We start from the raw sequence: 9,516 nt of genomic DNA, 5'->3' as shown, positions 1-9,516 counted from the left end.
TCTGGCACGACCAGACAGTCTCATGCGCAACGAAGAAGATCGAACCCGGGCCAGGGCTGCCCACACGCTTGACGAAGAACATAGAGACACCCCCCCCCATGAACGGATCGCCCTGCGGGACGCGGCGCGGGATGCGGTCCGGGCGCTGGAGGCCCGCCTGGCCCGGGGCCGGGACATGCTGGAGCACGGGGTCGATCCCCGAGAAGGCGGGTGGCACGAGCCGGCGAACCTGCTGTGGGCGGCGACGCACCCCTGGCTGCTGACCGCCAAGGTCCTCAAGCTGCAGTTCCGGCAGAACGTGCTGAGCTGGCCGGAGCCGGTGAAGGCCCTGCTACCGGCCGCGCCGGACGGCACTCTCCTCAAGCGCGGATTCCGCTATCTCGTGGCGGAGCTGGGCCGTCTTCTGTTTCCGACCGAAGTAGATCTGCAGGCGTTCCGGGTGCTGCTGATGCTGGGCATGAGCGACACGAGCCCGGAGGAACTCCACTTCCTCCAGTTGCCCGATATCGAATTCACCGACGGTGGCGTCCGCCTAGTCCAGCGCAAGAGACGTGCCCACCGTGTCCGTGCCGACCTGCACCCCGATCCGGAGCCGGAGGAGGAGGCGCCGGCGTTCGCCGGGGATGGTGCCTGGGACGTTCCGGGTCTGCTCCGGCGCCTGCTGGCGGCCACCGAACTGTCCCGGACGGTCTTCCCCGACGCCGACCCGTGGCTGTTCCTCGGGGTGGAGCGACGGCGCCGGGGTGCCCTGGACGCCGAGATCGCCGACTTCACCGTCCGCGAGAGGAGCTTCGGCGGCTGGATCACCACACAGCGCGACGCTGCCGGGAAGCCGCTGAAGATCTCCGAGCCGTATGAGATCAGGCGGCTGCGCAAGACCACGAAGGTCGTCCGCGCGGTCGCGCTCGGCGGCACCGTGAGCGACCTGGCGGGCGATGACCACCACGTGGAGGTCTACCGCATGCACTACGCCCACGGCACGACCGCGCACATCCTGGCCGGCCGGTCGATCAATCGAGCCCAGAAGTGGGTCTTCGACCGCATGACCACTCCCTCACGTCCGGTTCTCGTCACCGCCGAGGCCGAGCAGCGCCTGGAGGAGCCCGAGGTCACCGAGGACCTCGGCCTGGAGGCTGGGCAGGCCAAAGCCCTGCGGACGGGAGAGCTGGACATGGGCCTGGTCAACTGCCGTAACCCCTGGGCCTCGCCCCACCGCAACGACGCCAAGGTCTGGCCCGTCGCACCCGCGATGTGCATGCTGTGCCGCAACGTCGTCGTGTTCACCTCCCAGATCCCGCGGCTTGTGCTGCTGTCCGACCACATCGAGCACATGCGCGCCCGCCTCACCCCGCCCCACTGGCAGGCCCTGTGGGGGCGGCAGGCAGCCGCCTTGGAGGAGCTCTTCACCGAGTGCGCCGACCTCATCCCCGCGGCCCGCCGCGAGATCGCCGAGCTCGGCTTGCGCCTCGATCTCCCCCTGGGCATGAGGACGGAGTTCGACCGATGATGGCACGTTCCGCACCCCAGGCGCTGACATCGTCGACCTTCCGCGACGACGAGAAGGTCTTCAGCTACGGCGGCTACCAGCTCCTCGACGACATCATGGTGCCGCGGTTCGGCGAGAGGCACCGGTGGCCGGCCGACTGCATCGGCCGGCCCGCCAGCCGGAAGCCGGGCGAGTGGCGCTTCGTCTTCCCGCTGGACGACCCGCTGATCAACCTGCAGCTGCGTGAGTACTGCTTCGCCCTCCTCAATCCCTCCCACCCCTTCCTGCCCGCTGTCCCGCTGTCCGTGGCCACCATCCGCCCGTCGATGGCGGAGATCAGAAAGATCATGGACTGGGGCCGCGAGCAGGGGCTACCGGACGATCTTGGGCTGTGGGACCCGGAGGACTGGCACGAGGAGATAGCCCACAAGGCGTCCCAGGTCGACGGCGTGAAAACCGTCGCGTTCCATGTGACGGCCATCCGCCGGCTTCGTCAACTCGCCCCGGTGCTCACCGGCATCAGCGCCTTCGACGACCCCTGGGGCGACGAGCCTGCCTCGACCGTCGCAGCCAAGGCGTACGACGAGGAGGTACCCAGCCGCGACACGCTCGCCACTCCGGCGATCCCGCCCGAGATCTGGTGGCCGCTGCTGCGCGGCGCCTGGGCGTACATCCACACCTTCGCACCCGACATCTTCCGCTGGCGCGACCACTTCGCCCAGCAGCGGGAAGCCCCCACGGACCAGCCGCGTTCCACCAAGGCCCGGCCGGTGCGCCCTCAGGAGACGGACGCCCTACTGGAGGAATGGCTGCGCACGCCGGGCAACACAGTGCCTGTTCACGCGGTGGACTACAGCAACGTTTCGGCCGGTACCCCGTTGTGGACCGCGCTGAGCAAGATGGTCACCAACGGCAGAGCCATGAACATCTTCGCCGACAACCAGAGCGAGAGGCCCCGCAAGCGGCGCGCCACCGTTGAGGCCGCGATCGGCGAGGGACGCGTCGCGACCGTCACGGCGACCGTGGGCCGCGGCAAGGGCCCTGCTGGGCCCCGCTACTTCGCACCGGGCACCAGTACGGGCGTCACCCGAGAGGAGCTGGACGACGACGTACGACGGTGGCTTGCCGACCCGAACACCGTGGTGCCGGTGTACGCGACCGACGAGCACGGGACGGCTGGGGAGCCGATCTGGGCTATGGCCGCCCGCATGATCTGGGGGCCCACCCCGCCTGACGTCCACCGGCAGCGGAACAACAAGCGGAGTGACCGGCGCACCCGTTCCGGGGCCGCACGCGCTCGCCTCGTCTCGCAGGCCGTAGCCGACGGACGAGGGATACCCGTCGACTCGGACCTGTGGTCCGGCTGGCGCGCCTACCCCCTCCAGTGCCCGGACGCTGCGCACATCCCGGGCGAGGACGGGACATCCGCGCCGTGGCGTACGCACATCAGCGCCATCGAGGTCGCCTTCGAACTGCACATGCTCAGAGCATCGATCTACGTCTTCGTCGCGGCCTATTCCCTGATGCGCGACTCGGAGGTTCAAGAGATCCAGCGCGACGCCGTACGGACCTACTTCGGCTCCCCGGCCGTCCGTTCCCGCAAGACCAAGCTGGACCCCACGCGCCCGGAACTGTACTGGTGGATCATCGAACCGGTCGCCGAGGCACTCGCGGTCCTCGAGCAGCTGTCCTGGCACCCCACTCACCTGTTCGCAGCCCTGCGCCCGCCCACCGGCAAGCAGACCCACACGGAGCCCGGGATCTCCTCCGACGCGGAGATCGACTTCTTCATCAATGGCGTCAACACCGTCGCCCACCGGCACGGCCTGGCCAAAATCCCGCCCACGCACGTCCGCTCGCACATGTTCCGCAAGACCATGGCCCAGCTCGCCGGACGCGAACCGGACTCCGAGGTCGCGCTCGGCCTCCAGCTCAAGCACGCCGCCCGCCGGGCCCTGGCCAACCGCACCACCCAGGCGTACGCGCAGATGGACACGAGCTGGGCCAAGGAGTTCGACACCGAACTGCAGCAGGCCGCCGCCCGCAAGCTCGTGGACCTGCTCCGCGGCCGCCGCGGCGAACGCGTCGCGGTCGGCCCCGGTGCCGCACGCCTGCACGCCGGCCTCGACAAGGTCATCGACACCATCAACAACAACCCCCAGCTCCGGGCACAGATCGCCGACGAACGGGTGGAAGAGGCCCTGCTCGACGACGAGTTGTCCAACCTGAACCTGGGCACCATCAACCACTGCATGTTCGACGCCCCTCAGGCCGAGTGCCAAGACGAGCTCCCCGAAGACCAGCGCGGACTGGCCCCACTGCTCGGCGCCTGCCAGCCGGCCCGCTGCCGCACCTCGACCATCACCCGCACCCACGCCCCGTACTGGATCGCCGAAGAAGACGACGACCTGACCGCCCGTGTCGAGGACCCGCAGCTGTCGCCGCCAAGGCGAGAGGCGGTCTTCATCCGACTTGCCGACGTCCAGCGCATCACCCGCGCGCACTCGAAGAGGAAGGCCACGCCTGATGCCGGTATCCGCAGCGTCCGCCGACAAGCTGAGAGCGGCCATGACTCGGCTGCTGGCCGGCGAGCCCATGCACACCGACGGCGCCCTCACCAAGGAGAACCTCGCCCGCGAGGCCCAGGTCAGCCACGCGACCGTGCACCGCGCCGAAGACATCCTCGCCGAATGGGACGCGCAGGTCGGCCGCCCCGTCCTGCGCACACCCGGTGAGGTCCAGCGCGACGAGACCATCGCCGACCTCAGGAAGAAGCTGCGGGAGGCGAGGGAGCAGGCCGCCGAGACCCAAGGCAAGCTCGACGCCCTCGCCACGGTGACGGCGAACCTCTACGCCGAGAACCTCACCCTGAAAAAGAGGCTCGGCCGCAAGCGCATCGCGGTACTGCCCACCCCGGAGGAGGAGCAGCCCCACCCGCCACGCAGAGAGGCATGAGCGGCGGCGTGGCGGCGGGGTGGGGCCGAACCGGGGGTCACGGGGTCGCGCTGGGGATGCCCAGGACGTCGTACAGGTGCTGGCCGTGGGCCCATCTCTTCAGTTCGGGACGGCCCATGAGGAGGAGTTCGTGGTGCGCGGCAAACTCGATGGCAGGCTGGGTGAAGCCGTTCAGGCCGATCATGATGGGGACATCGGCTCCGTGGTGGAGGCGCGCCGTCCCGTTAAACTTCTGCACGTGCCCTGAGCCGACCGGGGCCTTGTACTGCTTACATTGCAAGATCACGAGCTGCCCGTCGGGGTCGCGGGCGGTGACGTCCACGCCGAGGTCTCCGGCGCCTCCCACCCGCCGGGTGCCGCGGAACCCGTCCCGGGCCAGGAGATCGGCGCACGCCTGCTCGAAGCCCGTCGCGCTCATCGCGGCGAGCTGCTTCATCTTGAAGGTCAGCACGTCCGGTTCCACCGTCTCGCCCGGCGCGACGGTGGAGGCGTAGTCCTCGTCACTGTCGACGTAGGCGTACGTGCCGGCACCGGCGCCGAACAGGAAGGACAGCAGCTTCGCCAGAAGGATGAGCGTGGCCAGTGCGCCGACGGTGATGCAGCCGGTCCACCAGGGGTGATCGCAGATGAGCCCCCACAGGTCCACGGTGAGCCACCGGCTGACGTCGTCCCTGAGCCACTCCCACACCATCTTGCCGATGGCCAGCGCAAGGACGGCGTACAGCAGGAACTTCAGCAGCGGGTCGAGTGACCCGTCTTCGTCGAACACCACACCTCCAAGACGGTGACGATGAACAAGTGGCTGTCAGGCAGCACGCTTGAACCGGCTGCGGCGGACGGACAGCCCGAGGAGTTCGTGCAGCGCGGTGCCGTTCTCCGCCCAGCACCGGAGATTGTCCCGGTCGACCCACAAGACGCTGTGCCGGTCGCCCCAGGCCATGGCGTCACGGGTGAAGGTGCCATTGGTGACGACGACGGCGTGGTCGGCTCGGTGGGCCGGGCCGGCCGTCCCTTTCACCGCGTACATGACCGAGGAGCCCACCTTCCCGCCGACGCGGGTGTGCTTGGCCTGCACGACGATCCGGCCGCGCTGCGTGTGGTCACCGATGACGTCGGCCGCCTGATCGCCGCCGCCACCCACGCGGCGTGCCGGCCAGCCGTCGCGGACCAGCAGGTCCCGCAACGCGTACTCGAACTGTCGGTCGTCCATGGCGTCGAACTCGGACAGGGTGATCCGCAGCGTGGCCAGCCGCTCGGCGTCACCGCGCCGCGCCTGTATGGCTCGCGCAAGCCGCCAGGCCGTAACGGCCGCCGCCAGCAGGGCAAGAGCCAGCAGCAACGGCCAGGCGTCCTCCAGCGCCTGGACAGCCCCGGCAGCCGTACGGACGGCCAGGACCAAGACGGCCAGCGCCACGACACCCGCCGACAGGACCTCGGCCGCACCGCGCGGACATCGAAAGCGCATCCGCTTGCGTCCCATCAGCGGGCGGCCGGAGAGGAGACGGCCGGCTGCGGCTGCGCGGGAGGCGTCGTGGTGGCCACCTCGCCGAACCCGACCACCTGCCCCCATAACCAGATGCCGGCCACGATGCCGGCGATCAACCAACCGCTCATCCGCTTCGCCCTGCCCGGCTTCGGATTGCGGCGGATGTGTCCGCGCACGTAGTGGAACCCGTCCGGTACCTTCGACATGACGTCCCCTCCCGTCGGCGAGCCGCGGTCACGACCCGTCCCTCAAATTGGTGTAGCAGCGGGCACTGACAGAACCTGTCGGCCCATCACGAGACGGAGCCTGGACAGGCCGTCATCAAGCCAGGCGCCTCCCATCTACCGGCCGTCCAACAGGTCGGAAGCCAGGAGTTGCTGACCTCGATGGATCGGCGGCCGGCAGCCGTGCGGCCACCGTCGCCCCGCCGACCGTGCCCCGCGGAGTTCACCGCATGGGTGTCTCTCACCTGCGAAGAACGGCAGAGACGACCTTCGACGGTCCCGCAATGGCGAATGGCGAAAAGCAGCAGGAGCGCGCGTGTTGCCGTTGCGCGCCGGTGCCGCCCCTTGGTGTGGGCTTTCTGAAGTGCGCCGTTGCGCGCGAACAGGCCCAACCGAATCCCGGGCGCAGGGCCCCGCCCTCCAGGGAAGGCCCGTCGTGAAGCTCTTTGCCATCGGTCAACGCACTGCCGATTCCGCGCCCCCTGAGAAGGCCACGTGCCTGTGCCCGACGGCCCCCGTCAGCCACCTTGCGCGGTACGTGAACCGCGACGCGGTTCCCGCCCGCTTACTGATCATTTCAAAATGAGGTTCGGAGTCGTCGCAAGCAGATGATGCTGCAGGCGAGTTGGAGCAGTCCGAGGTGGAGGTCGGCGCGTATCTCGTAGCGGATCCGCAGGCGTTTGAACTGGTGTAGCCAGGCGAAGGTGCGCTCGACAACCCACCTCGTCCTGCCCAGGCCGGATCCGTGGGCGGTGCCCTTGCGCGCGATCTTCGGCGTGATGCCGCGAGCCCGAAGGAGTCGACGGTACTTGTCGTAGTCGTAGCCGCGGTCGGCGAACAGCCGTCGTGGCCGGTGACGTGGCCGGCCCACGAGGCCGCGGATGCGGGGTCTCGCGTCCAGCAGGGGCATGAGCTGGGTGACGTCGTGTCGGTTTCCGCTGGTCAACGACATCGCAAGGGGTGTTCCGTGCCGGTCGGTGATCAGGTGGTGCTTGCTGCCGGGGCGGCCGCGGTCGACCGGCGAAGGTCCGGTGTGAGCCCCCCTTTCAGAGCCCGGACATGCGAGCCGTCGATCGCGGCGTCTTCCATGTCGAGCAGGCCCGTCTTGCGGAGTTCCGCGAGGAGCATCCCGTGCAGGCGGGGCCAGACGCCGGCCTCGGTCCAGTCCCGCAGGCGCCGCCAGCACGTCACCCCGCTGCAGCCGATCATCTCGGTCGGTACGTCCGCCCAGGTCACGCCCGTGCGCAAGACGTAGACGATCCCGCGCAGAGCCGCACGGTCATCCGCCGGCAGCCGGCCCGGGTATCGCCGACGCCGCGGCGAACGAAGAGGGAGCAGCGGGGCAACACGTTCCCACAGATCATCAGGCACAAGATCATCCGACACCCCCAGAACTTTGCCGCCCACCAGCCCAACTGCCAAGCCCCTGACCCGAACTCATTCTGAAATGACCAGTTAGGCCCCGGGCTCGGTTTCGCGCCGATCGGGCAACTCCTCTACCTCGACGGGGGGATCAGACTGCGGGAGGCCAACGGCTGGGTTCAGCTGAGGTTGCGCTATCGGTCCGCGTCCGGCCTGCCGGAAGGCACTACAGCCTGGCTTCCCTCAGTCTGCACGAGCCCCTGCTCACTCCCGCCGGTGATCTGACGTGGCAGCCGCGGACGTACCGCGCCAAGGCTCTGATGCGGCCGGCGCCCGCAGCCGTCTCAGCCTCTACCACCCCACCTCGCTCCTCATCGGACGCCGCCTGGGTGGCGAAGAGGTGCGGGTGAGCGTCACTGCGTCGGATGATCAGCTGCTCCTTCTCCACGCGGTCACGCGCCGACCGAGCAGGGACCTGAACAGCAAGGCCAGTCACCCGCCGCGGTGCCGACCGAGCGCGGGCCTGGAGCACGAGCCTCGTGCGGGCTGCTAGACCCACTCGGCGGCGGTCTGGGCCGCGCGCCACGCCTCAACGTCCAGGGTCTGCTCCGCATCCCAGCGGATGATCGCGTCACGTGCCGTGGTCGCGATCGACGCCTCTATCGGGACGGACAGTCCGCCCGACTCAGCGAGCACCTGGGCGGTCCTCGCCGGATCGTCGCTGCTCTTGAGCATGCGGCGCAGCGTGCGTGAGTCCGGCAGCAGCACCAGCTCACCGTCGCTGGCGCTCGCCAGGGTGAGCACCTCGATGGACCGCTGTCCGTCCGGGACGAGCAGCCGGACGGATCCCCGATCGGTGTCGAGGGAGAGCTCGGCGAGCCCCGGCATCGTGGTCTGTCCGAAGTTGGGCCACAGAAGGCGATGGGCCGTCCATGAGGCCGCGAGGTTGAGCGGATCGGTCCCGGAGCCCAGTACCTGGGCCATCGAGGCGAAGTCCTCCTCGGGCAGCAGCCACGCCATAGCGGGTCCACGCGCTGCGGCGTTCGTGGCCGACAGGTCACGAGCCGGGATCGTGTACTCAGCGCGCGAGAAGTGGGCGCCGTGTGCGAAGGCGCTCCCTTCGCGAAGCATGAGGTGGCTGTCGCGTTCCTCCGGACGCGCCGTAACCAGGCAGGTCCGCTGCTTTGGCCGCCCAGTCGGCACGGGCCGCGAACCGGGTTTTACGGCCGGTGAGTTCGGCCAAGGCGACGTCGTCGATGGGTACCGGCCGACCTGAAACCTGCACGGCCCGGAGTCGCACTGCCGTCTCCCACAGCATGAGGGTCAACGTCGCGTCGTCCCAGAGGACCTGGGCGGGGAAGAGCCCGGCCTCCTTCTTCAGGAGCCTCCGTTGACGCCCGAGTGCCCCACGGGCCAGATCGGACAAGCCCAAGCCAGTTGCGGAGCCGCCCCCGCGCAGTTCGTACAGCGACAGGATGATGTCGACGGTGCGAGCCATGACGGGCTCGATGTCGATGACGTGGTCCCAGGCCCGGTAGTGGGAGCCCAGCAGGTTGCCTCCCACGATCAGGTCCGCGTCGGTGACGCGGCGGGCCAGTGCGTCGCGCCCTTCAGCCTCGACATCCCAGATCGAGAACCCCTCGGCTCCCAGCCGCGCCCGCAGCACGGCGAACTTCGCCACCACGCCGGCCTCGGGCGTGAAGTTGAACCAGGACCGGTAGGTCGCCGTGACCACCGCGACCCGGGCCGGCAAGCCCTCCGGCATTGTCACGTCCCGGCCAAGCCCACGTACCGACTCCAAGCAGACTGCTCACCTGTCCCCCTCGCGCCGAGTGCTCGATCTCGCTCGACCCTGGCGGACCCGGGCCTCGCACCACGAGCAGCGCGAGGGCACGTGCCAACCCCTGCTTCAGCTGATCCGCCAGCGCTCCCTCCTGGCGGGCAGCGTGACCGATCACAGGGCCGGGATCCTCCCGGAAGTGGAAAGAGGCCGCCGCGTCATC

At 69.3% G+C, this 9,516-nt stretch carries 9 protein-coding genes; 3 read left to right on the top strand and 6 right to left on the bottom strand.

What is annotated here, in order from left to right:
• The 3 genes from ACFYMP_RS28960 to ACFYMP_RS28950 all read left to right on the top strand — a co-directional run.
• Window positions 1-1,507: hypothetical protein (locus tag ACFYMP_RS28960; protein ID WP_388863098.1), on the top strand; the 1,507-nt coding region annotated here is incomplete at its 5' end.
• Window positions 1,504-4,221, top strand: coding sequence for a hypothetical protein (locus ACFYMP_RS28955; protein ID WP_388863097.1), 2,718 nt, complete (start codon window positions 1,504-1,506; stop codon window positions 4,219-4,221). The genes ACFYMP_RS28960 and ACFYMP_RS28955, both read left to right, overlap by 4 nt.
• On the top strand, window positions 4,148-4,441 hold the full coding sequence (locus ACFYMP_RS28950) for a hypothetical protein (RefSeq protein ID WP_388863096.1): 294 nt from the start codon (window positions 4,148-4,150) through the stop codon (window positions 4,439-4,441). The genes ACFYMP_RS28955 and ACFYMP_RS28950 overlap by 74 nt, the downstream gene beginning before the upstream one ends.
• A gap of 37 nt (window positions 4,442-4,478) precedes the next feature.
• Here ACFYMP_RS28950 and ACFYMP_RS28945 read toward each other — a convergent pair whose 3' ends face one another.
• The 6 genes from ACFYMP_RS28945 to ACFYMP_RS28920 all read right to left on the bottom strand — a co-directional run bounded on the left by ACFYMP_RS28945 (window position 4,479) and on the right by ACFYMP_RS28920 (window position 9,278).
• A complete protein-coding gene (locus ACFYMP_RS28945) occupies window positions 4,479-5,210 on the bottom strand; it encodes a restriction endonuclease (RefSeq protein WP_388863095.1) in 732 nt (243 codons plus the stop codon).
• A gap of 36 nt (window positions 5,211-5,246) precedes the next feature.
• Complete coding sequence (locus ACFYMP_RS28940) at window positions 5,247-5,906, bottom strand: restriction endonuclease (protein WP_388863094.1); 660 nt, start codon at window positions 5,904-5,906, stop codon at window positions 5,247-5,249.
• A 14-nt stretch (window positions 5,907-5,920) separates the two neighbouring features.
• Complete coding sequence (locus tag ACFYMP_RS28935; protein WP_388863093.1) at window positions 5,921-6,133, bottom strand: hypothetical protein; 213 nt, start codon at window positions 6,131-6,133, stop codon at window positions 5,921-5,923.
• 595 nt (window positions 6,134-6,728) lie between these two features.
• Window positions 6,729-7,537, bottom strand: a protein-coding gene (locus ACFYMP_RS28930; RefSeq protein WP_388863092.1) for an IS5 family transposase whose coding sequence is annotated in 2 segments (ribosomal slippage) — window positions 6,729-7,198 and window positions 7,198-7,537 — 810 coding nt in all. Because the reading frame shifts where the segments join, the coding sequence is not laid out codon by codon here.
• Between the two features lie 525 nt (window positions 7,538-8,062).
• A complete protein-coding gene (locus tag ACFYMP_RS28925) occupies window positions 8,063-8,533 on the bottom strand; it encodes a hypothetical protein (protein WP_388863091.1) in 471 nt (156 codons plus the stop codon).
• A 58-nt stretch (window positions 8,534-8,591) separates the two neighbouring features.
• The gene (locus tag ACFYMP_RS28920) at window positions 8,592-9,278 is read right to left on the bottom strand and encodes a hypothetical protein (RefSeq protein ID WP_388863090.1); all 687 of its coding nucleotides are present in this window, start codon (window positions 9,276-9,278) and stop codon (window positions 8,592-8,594) included.
• Between the last annotated feature and the right edge of the window lie 238 nt (window positions 9,279-9,516).

Origin of the sequence: Streptomyces sp. NPDC007088 (genome assembly GCF_042869355.1) — a bacterium.
Lineage (GTDB): Bacteria > Actinomycetota > Actinomycetes > Streptomycetales > Streptomycetaceae > Streptomyces.
This window is presented reverse-complemented; position numbering and strand designations above follow the sequence as displayed.

What these genes read in the sequence shown, in the direction of transcription:
- ACFYMP_RS28955 (WP_388863097.1), top strand. Translation starts at nt 1,504, where the DNA reads ATGATGGCACGTTCCGCACCCCAGGCGCTGACATCGTCGACCTTCCGC.
- ACFYMP_RS28940 (WP_388863094.1), bottom strand. Translation starts at nt 5,906, where the DNA reads ATGCGCTTTCGATGTCCGCGCGGTGCGGCCGAGGTCCTGTCGGCGGGT.
- ACFYMP_RS28935 (WP_388863093.1), bottom strand. Translation starts at nt 6,133, where the DNA reads ATGTCGAAGGTACCGGACGGGTTCCACTACGTGCGCGGACACATCCGC.
- ACFYMP_RS28925 (WP_388863091.1), bottom strand. Translation starts at nt 8,533, where the DNA reads ATGGCGTGGCTGCTGCCCGAGGAGGACTTCGCCTCGATGGCCCAGGTA.
- ACFYMP_RS28920 (WP_388863090.1), bottom strand. Translation starts at nt 9,278, where the DNA reads ATGCCGGAGGGCTTGCCGGCCCGGGTCGCGGTGGTCACGGCGACCTAC.